The organism is Paracoccus shandongensis (assembly GCF_017315735.1).
Classification (GTDB): Bacteria; Pseudomonadota; Alphaproteobacteria; order Rhodobacterales; family Rhodobacteraceae; genus Paracoccus; species Paracoccus shandongensis.
Genome location: NZ_JAFLRK010000008.1, coordinates 64,939 through 81,388 on the forward strand (window position 1 = coordinate 64,939; position 16,450 = coordinate 81,388).

The following is a 16,450-nucleotide window of genomic DNA, read 5'->3' on the forward strand; positions in this document are numbered from 1 at the left end:
GAAGCGGCGGCCGATACCGAAGGTGTCGCCCTTCCTGACAAGCGCCCAGGCCTCTGCGAGGCGGCGCTGCAAGGTTTCTCTGCTCATACATTCACCCCCTTTCCGGGTTGCGGGTTGGTGGGGGACGTTGGGCGTCCCTCCCGGTTGGCCTGCTCGAAAGGCCAGCCTCGGCGCGGGAACGGAGCCACCCCGCGCCGATCTCGGGGTTAGTGTTCGGAGGGCAGGTAGAGCGTCAGGACGCGGCGCGTCTGCTCGGGGTCAGTGGCGCACTCGGGCATGGTCGCCCCGTAGGTGTAGGCGGCGTCGTAAAGGTCGATCTTCCAGAAGATCGCCACGCCATGCGCCTCGACCCGGCCAAAGGAATGATCCTCCCAAGGGTCATTGTCCTCGGTCCAGTCCGTGAAGCTGATAACCGCGTTCATCAGCGCGGCTTGGGTCCGCTCGGGAATGGCGAGGAAGCCCGGCGTGGCGACGGTGCGGCCTTTCAGATGCTGGCCGCGCCAGAGGGCCGCAAAGCCCAGGGCACGACGGAAGGCATCGTTCTGTTCCGCGATCATCAGCCGCAGCATGTGGTCGCGGGCCTGCTCGGTGGGGGTATCGGTTTCGAGTGCTTGAGCCATTCCGGCCTCCTTGTGGTGCTGCCCTTTGCCGGTCTGGTGCCGGATGATCGGGCGGGGTTTCTGGCGAGGACCGCGAAGCGGCGCCTCTCCTGAAACCCTGCCTCCCGGCGAGGGCAGGAGGGGGACCCAGGCAAGGTTGGACGTCAGGGGCGAAGGGGAGGGGGATCACCCGGCCTGCACGGAGCCAAAGGCGGAGGAAGGCCGGGGAAACCCCTTCGCCCCGTCAAGCGGACGGCCTTGCGTGGGGGAACCGGCGGTTCCCATGAACGGACAGGCGCCCTTCGCGCGTGGCCCCACAAAGGGCAGGGGCGTTCGGCTTGTCCGAATCCCCCGGCCAGGCGCGGTCCCGCGCCTTTGCCGCGATCACCGCGCCTCGCGCGGGGATCTCTCCATCATCTTTCCCGCTCAAAGCTATCCAGCCTGCCGCCCCTCTACAGGCGGCGGGCCTTGCAGGGCGGCGAGCTGGACGCGCCCATCAAAGAGCGAAGGGAAGCGAGCCGTCTTGTGGGAAGGTTCGGCGGGATTGTGCCAACCTAAAGGATCAGGGGAGGAAAATTATGCATACGACTTTTGTCGTGCTAGGATCGCTCTGTGCAAAGGAGGGTGTGACATGTTCCATTCGCCCGAGCAGCACGACATCCGTTGGTCGGACCCTAAAACCGAAACGGAGATGTCAGACGATGAGGTCAGGCAAGTGTTCGACGCCTTGGTCGCAAAGCTCAACGAAGAAGAGCGATCAGCGTCAGATAAGCGGTACGTCAGTTCGATATGAAAGTCCCCCCTCGCTGTCCGCGCGAGGGTCTTGTGCAATGGTTTGATCGGATCACCCTATCGCCCAGTTGACCACAGGCTGTGCGCTCGATCCCTGTGGTCTCGCTTACAGCCTGCTTCGGCCTCCCGCCTCCACTCCCAAGGTCGTTCTGGCACGAGGCTGGACAACCGGGCTCCCCGCAAGCGATCGACACCCGAAGGGCCGAGACTGGGCCGCTGGACCAACTATTGCGGCCCCGCAAAGGCTGGCTCGGGACGAGACGGACGGCGCGGGAAAAGCCGCAAAGGAGGGGCAGGGGTCCAGGCTCGGGGCTAAGGCCGGCGCAAGCCGGGCGCAGCCTGGAGCGCGATCCCGACCAAAGGACGGGATGCGGCCTGAAACTTGATCCCACATGAGCACTTGAAATGTGTACACAGAAAGTATACCTATCAATTAATGGCTCGCAGAGGCCGAAAGCTTTCATCAAGCAGACCATGGGGGACGACGATCAAAATGGTACCTTATGGAAATCGAATACGATGAGGCAAAGCGCCAAGCCAACATCAAGAAGCATGGAGTTGATCTGCTCTTTGGAGCGTTGATCTTTGAAGGGCCGACCTTCGAGGTTCCGTCTCCCCGAAACGGGGAAGATCGTGTTCTTGCAGTCGGGCTTGTGGATGGCGAGGTTTTTGTAACCGTCTATGTCAAACGAGGTAACGCGATCCGTCTCATTTCGACCCGAAAAGGAGGCCGTCGTGACAGACAAAGATATGAAGAAGCTCTCTCTGGCTGATGTGCGCGCACTGAAGAACGCGGGCAAGCTGCACATTGATCCTACCCCCCCCGAAGTCGACCTTCCCGACGACTTCTGGAAGCATGCTGAACGCGTTGAACGTGAGACGAAGAAGTCAGTTCACCTGCGCCTTGAACCCGAAGTGTTTCGTTTTTTCCAGGAAGAGACACAAGGGAAAGGCCACATCAAACGCATGCAGGATGTTCTTGCTGCCTATGTGAAAGCAAAAAAGACAGAAGGTAGCCCGGCTGCATAGATCACTTGGGCTGTTCTTCACGCTCTACACCTGCACAGTCGGCAATTCGCTGATCCTGGTGGTGTAGCGGGGCGAGCGGTGATCGGCGCGCAAGCGCCATTCACCGGCGAAGCCCTCGCGCGCCAGCACCATCGTCTTTTTGCCAAAGCGGTCGTTGATCGCATCGAGCGCATCCGTCAGGCGCGCATCGCGCGGCCGGTCAGGCTGGAACAGCATGGCCGGCCGGTCGGCCTCGGGCAGCAGGTCATCGAGGATCACGCCCGCCTTGGTATAGCGTATCCGTCCGGTGTGCCTGCCCTGACGGTGAAAGCCGGCGCTTGATAATGTCCATGGTTGATAATGGACATCTTGAGGCACTCGATGGCGGGCACGAAGGGGCAGAAGAAGCGGTTTTGGTCTGAAGCCGGGGTCGGCCAGGTTCAAGGCCAAAAGGTACTTCCAGTCGATCCGCGCTCGAACCGCCTCGGCCGCTTGGCGATCCGAAAGGCCCTCGCGGAACTGCATCAGCGTGACTAGGGCCAGCCGCCATGGCGCGTAGGCGGGCTGGCCCAGGGCTGGGTAGAGGTCACCGAAGTCAGCGTCATCAAACAATGGACCCAGCCGGTCGCGCAGAAGCAGGTAGGGATTGCCCTGCGGGAATGCCGCACGAGCTACAATCTCTGTCTGCGCAGGAATGGACGGCGCAGGGCGATGGGGGCGCAAGGACATGGGAGCTACTCCTACCAGAGGCGCCTGTTTAACGCTCCATCGCCCGCAGGTTCCGACTTCGCCAACAGTGTCCGACCGTTTTCTTTACCTCGTTCTCGGCAGCAGACAGGGACGTATCTGGCGCTTGTTCCACCTGGTGATGGAGTTCATCCTCGACAACGGCGCGAAGAGCCCAGAGCCGACTGTAGAGCAGCTCCTATGGGCTTCTATCGAAAACCTCTGCCCGGGTTGAACGGCGCTGTCTCTTGCGGCAGTTTGGTGCGGAAGACCAGATTAGGGATCATCCATGCAGATAGCACTTCAGCTTGTCGGGGGCTTGATCCTGCTGATGCTGGGAGGAGAGCTGCTGGTCCGGGGGGCCGTGCAGGTGGCGACCCGGTTTGGTGTCTCGCCGCTGGTCATCGGCCTTACGCTGGTCGGTTTCGGAACCTCGACGCCCGAGCTTGTTACCTCGGTCCAGGCTGCACTCAGCGGGTCGCCCGGGATCGCCTATGGCAACATCGTCGGCTCAAACATCGCCAACATCCTGCTGATCCTCGGGATCGCCGCGATCATCACGCCGATTGCGGTGTCCTCGAATGCCCTGAAGCGGGACAGCACGATCATGGTCCTGGTCACGGTCGTCTTCGCGATCGTCGCCGCGCTTGTGCCGATGGGGCTGCTGGCCGGTCTGGTCTTTGTGGCTGCCCTTGCAGGCTACATCTTCGCAGCCTTCTGGCAGGAACGCGGCTTGGCCGCCGGCGCCCTGGACGATGCGCATGGCGCAGCCTTCGACAAGTCGCTAGCCCTGCAAGAGGCGGATCCTGCCCTCAAGGGAACAAGTGACATCGGCAGGTCCGCATTCCTCTCGATCCTGATTGCGATCGCCGGATTGGCCCTTGTCGTGTTGGGCGGCAATCTCCTGGTCAGCGGTGCCGTCGGCCTGGCACGTTCGTTCTCGATATCGGAAACGATCATCGGCCTGACGATCGTAGCCATCGGAACCTCGATGCCCGAACTTGTGACTTCCGTCATGGCCGCATTGCGCAAGCAGACCGAGGTGGCATTCGGAAACGTCGTCGGATCGAACATCTACAACATCCTGGGTATCGGCGGCTTCACGGCATTGATCGCGCCCACGAATGTCCCAAGCGAGATCGTCCGCTTCGACAACCTGATCATGATCGGGGCGTCGCTGGTGCTGGTGGCTTTCGCCTTCACTGGCAGGCGTATTAGCCGGAGGGAGGGGGCCGTCCTTGTCGCTGGATACGCGGCCTATGTGGCGCTGATCTGGCCGTGACTGAACCGGCAGTCAATGCCCGAAGCGGCAGCGGCATAACCGAGGTGGAAAACCACTTAGAAAACGCTCGGAACCTGTTCAGACAAACCGAACCACCTCTGTGATCGTCAGGGACGGGAAGCGCGCGGCAAGGCAGAGCCGGCGGGCGCGTCATCTGCCGGTGGCAATGAAGGCACCCGCGCAAAGGCCAGTTTCCTCAATGAGGCCCTGGATCGCGCCCTAGCAGAACGCGACCGCCGCCAATCTACGCCTCAGGACATTGCATCAAACGATGATAGCCTAAGCCAAGCCGACTTGGCTCGCAGGGCTATGGAACTGAAAAATGCAAATAGCGCGCAGAACTCCATGCTGGAAGACGGCGCGCCCTTGCATCCTTTGGACCCAGATGCTGATCCCGGCAAAAAGAACCTGGCTGCCACAGAACGTAAAACAGCTCCCTCAGGCGCTTTGGATCACGCGGGAGAATTGCCGTCCCGTGAGCGCTCGCGAACCAGATATTGACATGCGTCGCGCTGAATGAGGAGTGAAAGAACAAGGTGGCCTGCAGCAGGGCTAAGCTCCGCATTCGCCTTCCTTCAACTGAAGTGAAGGCAATCTGCTCTCGATCGTGCATACTGCATGATCGAGTGACAAGAGGTCCAAAAGCAGCATTTGTTGTGCTGCAAAGCACTTCACTAAGTCGCGTGAGGTTAGCCCTGCTTATACCGCAGCCCCCCAAGGTTTCAGGCAGCCGCTGATCGTGTTGGCAAAGTCGATGTAGGTCTCGGCTCGTGGTGATGATCTCCGCCATGCCATGCAAATGCTGCGTGTCGGGGCAAGGGCACGCAAGGGTATCGCCTGAACCAGCTCCTCGCGCATAACCTCGGAGCGGACATAAAGGGCTGGTAGCAACGATATTCCCATACCCGCCGCAACCATCTGCCGCAAAGTGTCAAGAGTTGTTCCCACGAAGTCCGAGGCTTGGATAGCTCCAACCTCCTGACAAAGCTCTGCGACGTCATTGTTGGACCCATGCGAGCGTTCCATCGTTAGGATGGTTTCTCCAGCCAGATCCTCGGGCGCGATGGTCGTACACCCTGCTAACCGATGATCCTGCGGCACGACCAGGTGGAGAGGCTCGGCCATCAGCACATAGGATATAAAGTCCTCACGGACGGGCAACTCGGGCAGCAGGATTACATCATACTGGCCATCTGCAAGATGATCCTGCAGTTCCTTGGACCGTTCCTCGCGCACGTGAATGCGAGTTTCGGGGAAATCCCGACGCAGCATTGGCATCGCTATTGAAAGCACATAGGCACCGACCGTGTGGACAACGCCCATGCGTAGCAGGCTCTGCATCGCATGGGGATCCTCGCGCCGGGCTATGTCGCGAATGTCGTCGATCTCAGCGGAAATGTTGCGAGCGCGGCGAGCGATCTCGGCCCCTACCGGGGTCAACAAGACGCGCGCGCGGGTCCGTTCCACCAGCTTCGTGCCTAAACGTGCTTCCAGCTCCTTCAACTGAATACTGAGTGTCGGCTGCGTCACATGGCACAGTTCCGCGGCCCGGCTGAAGCTCAAGGTATCTGCCAAGGCCAAGAGGTATCGTAGCTGCTGAAAAGTTGGCATCCCAGCTTCCTTATAGATTTACACTATATATCTTGTTTGATTATCAATTTCTATATCTTGCTAGGAATGATATTTAAGCCGTCAAACTTCAGAAAGGTTACCTATGGCTGACAGTACGGCACCGGGCATAAGTCGGCCATTCGGTTATACTGCATCGATCCTTGCCGCCCTGATCCTTGTCGGCATTGCGCTGACAGTTCCTGCCGTGGTTGACGGCCGGCCCGTGCTGTTCGCCTTGGACTGGGCGCCCTCGCTGGGGATCTCGCTGGCCTTCATGGTGGACGGGCTGTCGCTGATCTTCGGCCTTCTGATCAGCGGGATCGGGTCGCTAATCTTTCTGTACGCCACCGGCTACATGGGTAATCACCCGCAGTTCGGGCGGTTCGTCCTGTTCCTGTTCGCCTTTATGGTGTCGATGCTGGGGCTGGTGCTGGCCCGCGACCTGATCACGCTGTTCCTGTTCTGGGAACTGACCAGCATCACCTCGTACCTGCTGATTGGCTTCGACCACGATAATCCCCGCGCCCGTCGCAATGCCTTGCAGGCGATGCTGGTCACGGCGGGCGGGGGACTGGCGCTGCTGGCGGGCTTCATCCTGATGGGCACGGCGGCCGGCGGATACGACTTGGCTGAAATCCTGACGGGTCCAGGGCTTCAGGACAGCAGCCTGTACGGGCCGATCCTCGTGCTGGTGCTGCTGGGGGCATTTACCAAGTCCGCGCAGTTCCCGTTCCATTTCTGGCTGCCGAACGCGATGGCGGCGCCGACCCCGGTGTCGGCCTATCTTCATTCGGCGACGATGGTGAAGGCGGGCGTCTATCTGCTGGCCCGGCTGCACCCGGCCTTGGGGGGCACCATGGCCTGGAGCGTGACGCTGGCCACGGCCGGGGCGGTAACGGCGGTGCTGTCCTCGGTCCTGGCGATGCGGCAAAGCGATCTGAAACAGGCGCTTGCCTATACCACGCTGATGGCCCTGGGAACGATCACGATGCTGCTGGCCGGGGCCCATTCCTATGCCCTGACGGCGGCGGTGACCTTTCTGATCGTTCATTCGCTCTACAAGGCCAGCCTGTTCATGGTCGTGGGTGCCGTCGACCACGGCACCGGCACGCGCGAGGTGGAACGGCTGGGCGGGCTGGGCCGCGCCATGCCGGTTACGGCGGCGGCGGCGGTCCTGGCCTGTTTGTCGATGGCGGGGCTGCCGCCGATGATCGGCTGGATCGGCAAGGAGCTGATCTATGCAGGCGCTGCCACCATGACGGGCGCCCCCCTGGTCATCGCCGCAGCGGTCACGGCCAATGCCCTGATGTTCGCGGTTGCGGGGATCATCGCGCTGCGCCCGTTCTTCGGCGCGCCCATCGCCACACCCCATGTCCCGCACGAGGCGCCCTGGCAGATGCTGGCCGGGCCGACCGTCCTGGCGCTTGGCGGGCTGGTCGTCGGCGTTCTTGCGCAGCCCCTGCTGGGATCGGTGGTCGGCAGCGCCCTGACGGGAAGCCTGCTGCAGGATCGCGCCGCCGGGCTGCACCTGTGGGCCGGGTTCAACGAGGCTTTCGTGCTCAGCATCCTGACCTTCGCCATCGGCGCCATGCTCTACACTATGCGCGACCGCTTTGCGACTCTGGTCGATCCCGTGCTCCGGAGCATGCCGTCGCTGGACGCCGGCTGGGACAGTTTCCTGGACTGGTTCCGTGACCTTGCGGCCTGGCAGACCCGGGTGCTGCAGACCGGCAGGCTGACGGGCTATATGCTGGCGGTCTTTGCCGTCACGGCCCTGGCGCTTGGCGCGACCATCCTCCACGGCAGGCCTGTCATCATGCCCGAGCTTCCGCGTTCGGCCTTCCTGTGGTTGACGGTGGGCTTTACCGCAGCCGGGGCGGTTGTTGCGCTGAACACCCATTCGCGGATCGCGGCCATTGCCGGCATCGGCACAGTCGGGATCGGGGTGGCGGTGATCTTCATCTTCGCCGGCGCGCCGGATGTCGCCACGACCCAGCTGATGGTCGAGACGCTGTCAGCGGTCATGTTCGCCATCGCGGCCCTGCGCCTGCCGGGCCTGGTCGAACGCCGCAGCCGCCAAAGGCAGCTGGCTCATGGGGCGGTGGCCTTGGCCGTGGGTCTTTGCGTGACGGTGATGGTGCTGTCGGTCACGGCCTCGCCGCTTGACCGGACTATCACCCAATACTTCGAGGAGAACTCCTATGTCTTGGCTCACGGCCTCAACATTGTGAACGTGGTTCTGGTCGACTTCCGCGCCTTCGATACCTTTGGCGAACTGATCGTGGTGCTGCTGGCCTCCTTCGGCGCCTATGCGGTCCTCAAGCGGAAGGGGAGGGCAGGGGCATGAACTCGCTGATCCTTTCGGTCGGCGCGCGGTTCCTGACGGCGCTGTTCCTGCTGTTCTCTCTGTTCGTGCTGCTGCGCGGCCATAACAGCCCCGGCGGCGGCTTCATCGGTGGGCTGATCGGCGCGGCCGGGTTCGTCCTCTACAGCTTCGCCGCAGGGGTCGAGGCCGCGCGCCAGGCGCTGCGCGTCGATCCGCGCGCCATCGGCGTCTGGGGCATGGCGATTGCGGTGCTGTCCGGGCTGGCTTCGGCACTGGCAAGCCTGGACCCCTTCACCGGGCTTTGGCTGATCCTGGCGGATCTTGCCCTGTCCACGGTCCTGGTTTTCGACATCGGCGTCTATCTGGCCGTCTTCGGGGCGATCCTGACGCTGGTCTTCGCGCTTGAGGAGACGCTCTGATGGAAACCCTTGTCGCCTGCCTGTCGGGTTTCCTAGTCGCGACGTCCATCTGGCTGATGCTGTCGGGCAACCTGATGCGCTTCCTGTTCGGGCTGCTGCTGCTGTCGAACGGCGTGAACCTGGCGATCCTGGCGGCAGGCCGCCTGACGCCCGGCGCGCCGCCTCTGCTGGGCGCGAAGGGCGCGTTGCCGCCTGACACCATGGCCAATGCCCTGCCGCAGGCGCTGCTGCTGACCGCCATCGTGATCGGCTTCGGCCTGTTCGCCTTTGCCCTGGCCCTGACCATCCGCGCCTATCGAACCTTTGGCCATCTCGAAGTTGATCGAATGCGCATCGCCGAACCGGCGGAGGAGCGGGAATGAGCTGGGTTCTTGCGCTGCCCATCATGATCCCGTTCGTTACGGCGGTCCTGGCCTTTCTTCTGCGCCGGTCGCGGATGGGTGACTTGGCTTCGGTCGGCGGCTCCGTGGCGTCGCTTGTTGCCGCCGTGGTGCTGATCGCCGAGGTTCTGGACCAGGGTGTCATCGCCGGCCAGATCGGCGGCTGGCAGGCCCCCTTCGGCATCACACTGGTAGCCGATCACCTGTCGGCGGCGATGGTGCTGATCACCGCCATCATCGGCCTGTCGGTTGCCGTCTGGTCCCTGGCCGAGATTGGCCCCACATCCGCCCGGTTCGGATACCATGCCCTGTTCCAGTCGCTGCTGGGCGGCGTCACCGGCGCCTTCCTGACCGGCGATCTGTTCAACCTTTATGTCTGGTTCGAGGTTCTGCTGATCTCGTCCTTCGGGCTTCTGGTGATCGGAGGCAGGAAGTCCGCAATCGACGGGGCGGTGAAATACGTCACGCTGAACCTGATCGCGACGGTGCTGTTCCTGGCGGGCGCGGGCCTGCTTTATGGCGCGACCGGCACCCTGAACATGGCCGATCTCCGCGGTGCCGTCGCGGCCTCGCCCGACCAAGGGCTGATGACGCTGATCGCGATGATGCTGATGGTGGCCTTCGGGATGAAGGCCGCGGTCTTTCCCTTGTTCTTCTGGCTGCCCGCCTCCTATCACACGCCGCATTACGCGGTCTCGGCGGTCTTTGCGGGCCTGCTGACCAAGGTCGGGGTCTATGCCCTCCTGCGCGTCTTCACGCTGATCTTCGTGGGCGACCTTGGCTACACGCACGAGATCCTGCTGTGGGTGTCGCTGCTGACAATGCTGACGGGCGTGCTGGGGGCAGCCGCGCAGAGCGATTTCCGCAAGATCCTGTCCTTCCACATCATCAGCCAGATCGGCTACATGGTGCTGGGCCTGGCACTGATGACGCCCCTGGCCGTAATGGGTGCAGTCTTCTATCTGCTGCACCACATCATCGTGAAGACCAACCTGTTCCTGATCGCCGGCGTGTCGCAGCGCCTGACGGGCTCGTCCGACCTTTACGCCATCGGCGGCCTTTACAGGACCGCGCCGCTGCTGGCCGCGCTGTTCATCATCCCTGCCTTCTCGCTGGCCGGTTTTCCGCCGCTCTCGGGCTTCTGGGCCAAGTTCGTGATCGTCCGGGCCTCGCTGGACCTGGGCGAATGGCTGGTGGCGGGGGTCGCGCTGCTGGTCGGGCTGCTGACCATCTTCTCGATGACCAAGATCTGGGCCGAGGCCTTCTGGAAGGCCCATCCCGACGGACGCCAGCCGGCCCTGGCCGATCTGCCCCGGTCCGCGCGGTGGCAGATGATGGTGCCGATCATCGCCCTGGCGGTCATGACCGTCGTGATTGGCGCCTTCCCCTCGGCCTTCCTGGAGTTTGCGACAAAGGGGGCTGAACAGCTTCTTGATCCCGCCGCCTATGTCGCGGCCGTTCTGGGGGAGGCACGCCGATGAAGCTTCTGGCCATCAATGTCCTTCTGGCCGTCGCCTGGGCGGCGCTGTGGAACGGGTTCTCGCTGGCAAATCTGCTGACAGGATTCGTTATCGGCTTCGGTGCCCTGTGGTTCGCCCGCGACCTGATCGCCCAAGGGGACGAGCGGCGCTATTTCCGGGCCCTGCCGCAGACCTTGGTCCTGATTGTCTATTTCCTCAAGGAGCTGATCAAGTCCTCGATCATGGTGGCCCGCGATTGCATCGCGCCGCGCCCGAACCTGCACCCGGCCATCGTCAAAATGCCCTTGGACGCCCATTCGGATGCCGAGATCTTCCTGCTGGCCAATCTCATCACCCTCACGCCGGGCACGCTGACGCTGGATGTGGCGCCGGACCGCAGCTTCCTTCTTGTCCATTCGATCTATGCCACCGACGAAGCCGCCCTGGTCGCCGATCTGAAGTCGGGGATGGAGCGTCGCATCGGAAAGGTCTTCCGCCCATGACACCCACCGCCTTCATGCAGACGAGCGTCACCCTGGCCCTGATCATGGTCGGACTGGCGATCTTTATCGGCTTTATCCGGCTGGCCCGCGGACCCAGCCTGGCCGACAGGGTCGTGGCCCTGGATATGATGACTACCGCCGTCATCGTCGTGTGCGGCCTTTATGCGGTGCGCACCGAGGCCGAGGCCTTTCTGGACATCGCGGTCGCGCTTGCCCTTGTCAGCTTCCTGTCGGTGGTGGCCCTGGCCCGCTACGCCGAACGGCTTGGCCGCAGGAACGACCGCGATGACTGAGATCCTCACCGGCATTCTTGCGCTTCTGGGCGGTGGCTTTGCCCTTGTCGCGGCCATTGGGATCCTGCGCTTTCCCGACGCCCTGACCCGGATGCACGCCTCCTCGAAGGTTGGCAGCCTGGCAGGCTCGCTGGCTCTTCTGGCGGCGGCCGTCGATATCGGCGGCGTCAGCGCGGCCAGCCGGGCGCTGATCGCGATCCTGTTCTTGCTAATGACGGCGCCGATCGGCGCGCATCTTCTCGGCCGCGCTGCAGCCTGGCGGGCGGGGCAGAAGCCCGACCTGCTGATCCGCCCGTCCGACCGAGGAAAGCCGGGGCCATGAAGCGGATCGCCCTTGTCCTACCCGAGATTTTCGAAGGAGGCGCCATGTTGGGGATCCTGGAAAGGCTTGCACGCCGACAGCCGTTGCAAGTTCAGCTGTGTTCCCAAGAACAGCAGCTGTCGGCTAGCCAGTCGCAGCTGCTTGGATGGCTACAAGAGATGAATGCGGAGACCTCACTGCATTTGGCCGTTACCATGGACTGCCTGGAAGCAATGAAGCCCGATCTGGTCATTGTCGCGTCTGAAACACCTAATGCAGCCCGCCCGGAATCGTGGAAACTAGTTCAAGACTTGTCCCGGCGATCGCCTTTGCCGGTCTGGATCATGAATGCGCACACCGGTCCCCCATGCAGGGTGACCGCCCTGATCGATCCCGACAGGGAAAGCCGCTTAGATCCCTGTTTGGCCGACGAAGTGTTGCGCCTGTCATTCAAGCTCGCACACGCGTTGAATATTCCAATGAATATCATCAACGTCTGGTATCTCCATGAGGAAGGACTTCTCCGATCTTGGAGGATCAGGATGCCCGAGCAGGAGGTGGCTGCGAGACGGCGAAGGGCAGCCTGGATCGCTCAAGCAGACCTTGCCAGAGTGCTGTCGACGCTTCCGCCCGAACTTACATGGAACGAGATCCACTGTGTGCAGGGGCCGGTGATCGACAGCCTTGACAGCATCCTGCCCTCGGACACGCTTATTGTCACTGGGTCCGAGGGCCGTGATGGCTGGACCGCAAGGCTTCAGCCGAACTTGGCTGAGACTCTATGCCGCCGGACTATGGCGGAGATCGTCATTATCAAAAGGCCTAACTCCCAAACAAAGTCCTCTTGGGACGGAACAACTCTGCAGGCTCCAATCTGAATGCACCAGTCCTGTGGGGCGGGGTTCGCCATGGTGCCTCCCCCGGTGCAGCCCTACATATGATAATTGGGATTACCGCCGTCGATGAGCACGACCAGGGCCAGCACCAGCACCAGCGGCAAGACAACCGGCAAGACCATCAGCACCAGGAGGAGATCAAGCGGCCGCTTGAGCGAACTGCGGTAAAATCCATGACGCGGGGCAACGGTGGAGACATAGGCCGGGCCATCAGCCAGAAGCTGCTGCTGAACAAACATGACAAACTACTCTTTACAAACAAGGACTTTAACATCGTGGCCTGGGCCGCGATGACCTTCCGAAGTCAAACTGACCTCAGTGCGGGCTCAACTCGTGACGTCAGGACAGTCGAGGGGCGGACGACGCGATGCCGATGATCTGCGCCTGATGCTCCAGGCGCCCCAGAAGCTCGCGGTACTCTGCGTTATGGGAATAAGCGCTGATTGCCGACATGATGACCTTCCAGTCATCGACAGACACAGCGGGACGAAACGCAAAGGTGGTTTCAGAGGCAAACATGGAAATACCTACAACTGTAACGAACATCCTCTCCATAACCGGAGGTTGTCTCTTGGCCAATTTGCCTTTTTGTATAGGCTAATGGGCTGCCGAGTAACTGGGCGGAGCTAGAAGGCTGCAAGGTCTTGTTCCATAAAACGAATTACTGACGAAAATTGTTGCGCTAGGGGGACGCACCATCCTGAAATGCGGCTTTCTGTGCTCAACGATCGGTTGAGCATGATAAGATTACAGAATGAAGGTTTGGTTCTGCCACCCTACCCTATAAGAACGTCGCAAGATCAAGCATTGGCGACAAGGCAGAAGACGCATGGCTACCTCCGCGTGCTGCTCTAGGATGAAGCAATTATTCCTTCAAAACTTGTCGCTGTCACGAACGGTACGTCAAGCGCCTTGAAATGTGCTTTTCCGCACGCGATCTGAGCTTTTTCGGCTTCGCGTAGCGTATTCAGGTCCCCCTTGCTTTCACTTACCAAGTAGACATCCTCTCGGCCGTCATGCTGGCGGACGATGGCCCAGTCCGGGTTATAGGTCCCCAGCGGAGTCGTGACCTTGAAGCCCTTCGGTAGCTTGGCGAACACCTTGATCGCGCCGCTGATATCGAGCGCTCTGGCAAGTTCGGCCTCAATGTTCGAGTCCGTAATGATGTGATCCAGGGGCGCATGCTTGACCGCGACCAATCGATCAAGCGGAACGTCATCTTCGGCAATAAACAGGTTCTGCGTCCACCATTCGTCCAGAGGTTTGTAGACAATGCCGTCAGTCATCATCAAGCGCTTGCCCGCTTGGATGATGGCTGTCACCCCGTCAACGAATGCAGAAGGATTCACTGCCGCATCCTCAAGCCGCCCAGATTGGACAAGGATGTCCGCCAACACTTTGCGAGGCAGTTCAGTCCGGTTCTGCAATTCACCCAACAAATCCGGAACGTCGAGGCGGGATGCTGCGAGACGCTGCGGCATCGATGTACTGATCTTCTCTGGCGTTACGCCCTCTCGGCCGACCAGTATCTCGGCCAGTTCGAAGGTAACGCGTGCATCACCAGGACGAGGCATATCCCGCATTGCTTGTGCGCAGCGTTCGACGAGAGCCGTATCGTCGAAATCGAGACGATACGTTGTCTTCCGGCTGATGCGATCCCACAGGGCTTTGAAGTCGTGACCTTCCAAAACTGCAAGGTTGAGCTTTACTTGCCCTTTCGCTCGCGCGTCACTGACTGGCACCTTGCGCGCAAGGCGATGGAGCATATCGCGAACCAGCTTTGCTGCGGACTCCGGCAGGTTCTCTGGCAGCGGTACTGCATTTTGCGCCAAGGCAGAGCGGAGCTCGGGCTTGGCGTTGCCCTTATTGTCGATCAGGCCGGCGTCGGCGAGCCCCTGAAACACGGCCCGGCTTTCCTGCACGGATATGAGGGCAGTGCTGCCGTTCGGCAAGACATATGCTAGGCCGGCAAACAGCTCAGCGGTGACAATGCCCAGTTTGATATCCAGCGCCTGCTCCATTTCTGTTTGCAGGCCTTTGGCAAACTCAGCGTAACTCTCCTGCGCAACGACCGTCAGGACGTTCAGTCCCTCATCACGTCGACGCTGCCCCTCTTGGTCCACGCACAGGCGCAAACCGCGGCCGATCGACTGTCGACGCCGTGTTTCGCTGGCCATCTCCCGCAACGAGCAGATTTGAAAGACATTAGGATTATCCCAGCCTTCGCGCAGTGCGGAGTGTGAGAACAGGAAGCGCAGTGGCTCAGCCTCGTCGAGCAGACGCTCTTTGTCCTTCATGATCAGATCGAACGTGCGCTCCGCATCTTCGCGGGACCGAGCGTTGGAAAACTCGCCTGAGCTGTTAAGCGTCGGCTCGGTAAAACGGCCCTTCTTGTCCTGCGAAAAATAACCGTCATGCGCACGGGCCGCGTTCGCCGGAACGTCTACAAAGAGTGATTGAAAATCGGGAAGCGCAGCTAGCTTCGCATATTCCTCCTCAAACATGGTCGCCAGCGGACCAGGCTGTGGATTGCCGGCTTCATCGTACCGCCGATAATCCGCGACCGCATCGATGAAGAACAGGCTAAGCGTTTTAATACCCAATGGCCGGTTGCGCAGTTCCTTTCGGAAATGATGCTCAATCGTCTGGCGAACCATGGCGCGGGAAAGCGAGTCTGCGTCCACGTCACCCCAGCTATCTCCCACTCCTAGGGTCTTTACGCCATCGCCCGGAACGACCAGCTGCATTGAGCCAGCGCCTCGCATTTTCTGAATAATGCCGACGCGATAGCCCGCATAGACGCTGCGGCCGCCTGATGCCTCCTCCAGCATGTCGTTGTCGCTAACCCAAACCGCCTGTCGCGACACCCGGCCTTTCATCTGCTTGGCCACTTCGATCAGGGCACGCGGTAGCTGCCCCTTCCTCGCCTCGACTTCAAGCAGCTTCACATAGGGGCTGTTGTCGGCGTCCTGAATGCGGGCGCCATCGACCTCAATCGACTTTACCAGTCCTCGGTCATGCGCGTCGAAGGCATCGAGGCGATAGACGGGATGAAACTTCGCCACATGGGTCGCCGAGTAGCGGATCGTAGCGAGCGGCTGCATCGCCCGCATGATTTGGCGGCCAGCACCATTGGGATTAGCATCAACCGACTGCGGTTCGTCGACGATGATGATTGGTCGTGTGCTCTTCACCCAATCGACACCGGGTATGTCTCGGGTCTGCTCACGCGCTTGCTGAAAAACTGCCGTCTTGGTGCCGAGAGACTGCACAGTGGCAATCATCACCCGGATGGACGATGATGAGGCAAAATCGATAATCCGCGACAGATCGGAGCTGTCATAGACAAAGCTCTCGAACGGCACACCGTCATAGATCTGGCGAAAATGGTCGCGGGTTTGCTCAATTGTCTTCTTCACGCCCTCGCGGATTGCGACCGAGGGCACGACGATGACGAACTTGGTGAAACCGTAACGCCGATGCAACTCAAAGATAGTGCGCAGATAAACATAGGTTTTCCCCGTGCCAGTCTCCATCTCAATGGTGAAGTCCATTTTGTAGTCGCCGCCAGCATCCTTCTTGCCCTTGGCTGCAACTGCCAATTCCGGCGATGCAGGAAGCGCATGGCGGTTCTGCACGACATGCAGGTTCTCTAGTACCGTTTCGTCCAATAAGTCGAAGCGGTTAGAGTAACCTAGCAGTTTCTCAGCGAAATCTAACTCACCCGCAATCTGACGCGGCGCGATTGTGAAGAGAGATTGACGCACGTCCTGCCCAGCAAACAGATCTACCACAGCATCGATCGCAGCGACCTGGTGCGGCAACTCGGCTTCGAAAATGAACTTCATAACGCG

Annotated in this window: 18 protein-coding genes and 1 pseudogene; 12 read left to right on the forward strand and 7 right to left on the reverse strand. The window is 61.0% G+C overall.

The genetic code is table 11. The features are described from left to right. Positions 1 to 206: 206 nt before the first annotated feature. A complete protein-coding gene (locus JX613_RS07905) occupies positions 207 to 620 on the reverse strand; it encodes a DUF3768 domain-containing protein (RefSeq protein ID WP_207100914.1) in 414 nt (137 codons plus the stop codon). 610 nt (positions 621 to 1,230) lie between these two features. Here JX613_RS07905 and JX613_RS07910 point away from each other — a divergent pair. The 3 genes from JX613_RS07910 to JX613_RS07920 all read left to right on the forward strand — a co-directional run bounded on the left by JX613_RS07910 (position 1,231) and on the right by JX613_RS07920 (position 2,420). Further along, complete coding sequence (locus tag JX613_RS07910; protein ID WP_207100915.1) at positions 1,231 to 1,392, forward strand: hypothetical protein; 162 nt, start codon at positions 1,231 to 1,233, stop codon at positions 1,390 to 1,392. A 502-nt stretch (positions 1,393 to 1,894) separates the two neighbouring features. Further along, a complete protein-coding gene (locus JX613_RS07915; RefSeq protein WP_207100916.1) occupies positions 1,895 to 2,164 on the forward strand; it encodes a BrnT family toxin in 270 nt (89 codons plus the stop codon). Then, complete coding sequence (locus tag JX613_RS07920; RefSeq protein ID WP_336512282.1) at positions 2,127 to 2,420, forward strand: hypothetical protein; 294 nt, start codon at positions 2,127 to 2,129, stop codon at positions 2,418 to 2,420. The genes JX613_RS07915 and JX613_RS07920 overlap by 38 nt, the downstream gene beginning before the upstream one ends. A 24-nt stretch (positions 2,421 to 2,444) precedes the next feature. Here JX613_RS07920 and JX613_RS20170 read toward each other — a convergent pair whose 3' ends face one another. Then, positions 2,445 to 2,636: a DUF4113 domain-containing protein gene (locus JX613_RS20170; protein ID WP_272874516.1), complete on the reverse strand. Its 192-nt coding sequence runs from the start codon at positions 2,634 to 2,636 to the stop codon at positions 2,445 to 2,447. A gap of 183 nt (positions 2,637 to 2,819) precedes the next feature. Then, a pseudogene (locus JX613_RS19840) lies at positions 2,820 to 3,128 on the reverse strand (transposase); the annotation flags it as partial. 286 nt (positions 3,129 to 3,414) lie between these two features. Here JX613_RS19840 and JX613_RS07930 point away from each other — a divergent pair. Then, positions 3,415 to 4,407: a calcium/sodium antiporter gene (locus tag JX613_RS07930; RefSeq protein WP_207100917.1), complete on the forward strand. Its 993-nt coding sequence runs from the start codon at positions 3,415 to 3,417 to the stop codon at positions 4,405 to 4,407. 699 nt (positions 4,408 to 5,106) lie between these two features. On the opposite strand, the gene JX613_RS07935 is transcribed toward JX613_RS07930, so the two are convergent. Next, the gene (locus JX613_RS07935; RefSeq protein ID WP_207100918.1) at positions 5,107 to 6,018 is read right to left on the reverse strand and encodes a LysR substrate-binding domain-containing protein; all 912 of its coding nucleotides are present in this window, start codon (positions 6,016 to 6,018) and stop codon (positions 5,107 to 5,109) included. Positions 6,019 to 6,223: 205 nt separating this feature from the next. Between JX613_RS07935 and mbhE the strand changes: the two genes are divergently transcribed. Genes mbhE through JX613_RS07975 form a run of 8 tightly spaced genes read left to right on the forward strand, consistent with a single transcriptional unit; the run spans position 6,224 to position 12,578 of the window. Continuing rightward, complete coding sequence (gene mbhE, locus JX613_RS07940; RefSeq protein ID WP_207100919.1) at positions 6,224 to 8,365, forward strand: hydrogen gas-evolving membrane-bound hydrogenase subunit E; 2,142 nt, start codon at positions 6,224 to 6,226, stop codon at positions 8,363 to 8,365. Then, positions 8,362 to 8,763 carry an MnhB domain-containing protein gene (locus JX613_RS07945; protein ID WP_207100920.1) on the forward strand — a complete coding sequence of 134 codons (402 nt, stop codon included), beginning with the start codon at positions 8,362 to 8,364 and terminating at the stop codon, positions 8,761 to 8,763. Before mbhE ends, JX613_RS07945 begins: the two co-directional genes overlap by 4 nt. Next, complete coding sequence (locus JX613_RS07950) at positions 8,763 to 9,125, forward strand: Na+/H+ antiporter subunit C (protein ID WP_207100921.1); 363 nt, start codon at positions 8,763 to 8,765, stop codon at positions 9,123 to 9,125. Before JX613_RS07945 ends, JX613_RS07950 begins: the two co-directional genes overlap by 1 nt. After that, complete coding sequence (locus JX613_RS07955; RefSeq protein ID WP_207100922.1) at positions 9,122 to 10,624, forward strand: Na+/H+ antiporter subunit D; 1,503 nt, start codon at positions 9,122 to 9,124, stop codon at positions 10,622 to 10,624. The genes JX613_RS07950 and JX613_RS07955 overlap by 4 nt, the downstream gene beginning before the upstream one ends. Further along, a complete protein-coding gene (locus JX613_RS07960) occupies positions 10,621 to 11,106 on the forward strand; it encodes a Na+/H+ antiporter subunit E (protein WP_207100923.1) in 486 nt (161 codons plus the stop codon). Before JX613_RS07955 ends, JX613_RS07960 begins: the two co-directional genes overlap by 4 nt. Then, positions 11,103 to 11,399, forward strand: a complete 297-nt coding sequence (locus JX613_RS07965; RefSeq protein ID WP_103174710.1) for an MrpF/PhaF family protein — start codon at positions 11,103 to 11,105, stop codon at positions 11,397 to 11,399. The genes JX613_RS07960 and JX613_RS07965 overlap by 4 nt, the downstream gene beginning before the upstream one ends. Next, positions 11,392 to 11,721, forward strand: coding sequence for a monovalent cation/H(+) antiporter subunit G (gene mnhG, locus JX613_RS07970; protein WP_207100924.1), 330 nt, complete (start codon positions 11,392 to 11,394; stop codon positions 11,719 to 11,721). Before JX613_RS07965 ends, mnhG begins: the two co-directional genes overlap by 8 nt. Next, on the forward strand, positions 11,718 to 12,578 hold the full coding sequence (locus JX613_RS07975) for a hypothetical protein (protein WP_207100925.1): 861 nt from the start codon (positions 11,718 to 11,720) through the stop codon (positions 12,576 to 12,578). Before mnhG ends, JX613_RS07975 begins: the two co-directional genes overlap by 4 nt. A gap of 53 nt (positions 12,579 to 12,631) precedes the next feature. On the opposite strand, the gene JX613_RS07980 is transcribed toward JX613_RS07975, so the two are convergent. The 3 genes from JX613_RS07980 to JX613_RS07990 form a co-directional block, all read right to left on the reverse strand. Further along, positions 12,632 to 12,835, reverse strand: a complete 204-nt coding sequence (locus tag JX613_RS07980; protein WP_207100926.1) for a hypothetical protein — start codon at positions 12,833 to 12,835, stop codon at positions 12,632 to 12,634. A gap of 100 nt (positions 12,836 to 12,935) precedes the next feature. Next, entirely contained in the window at positions 12,936 to 13,142 is a 207-nt protein-coding gene (locus tag JX613_RS07985) for a hypothetical protein (protein ID WP_207100927.1), read from the reverse strand. 305 nt (positions 13,143 to 13,447) lie between these two features. After that, positions 13,448 to 16,444 (reverse strand): restriction endonuclease, encoded by a 2,997-nt coding sequence (locus tag JX613_RS07990; protein ID WP_207100928.1) that lies wholly within the window; start codon positions 16,442 to 16,444, stop codon positions 13,448 to 13,450. Positions 16,445 to 16,450 lie beyond the last annotated feature (6 nt).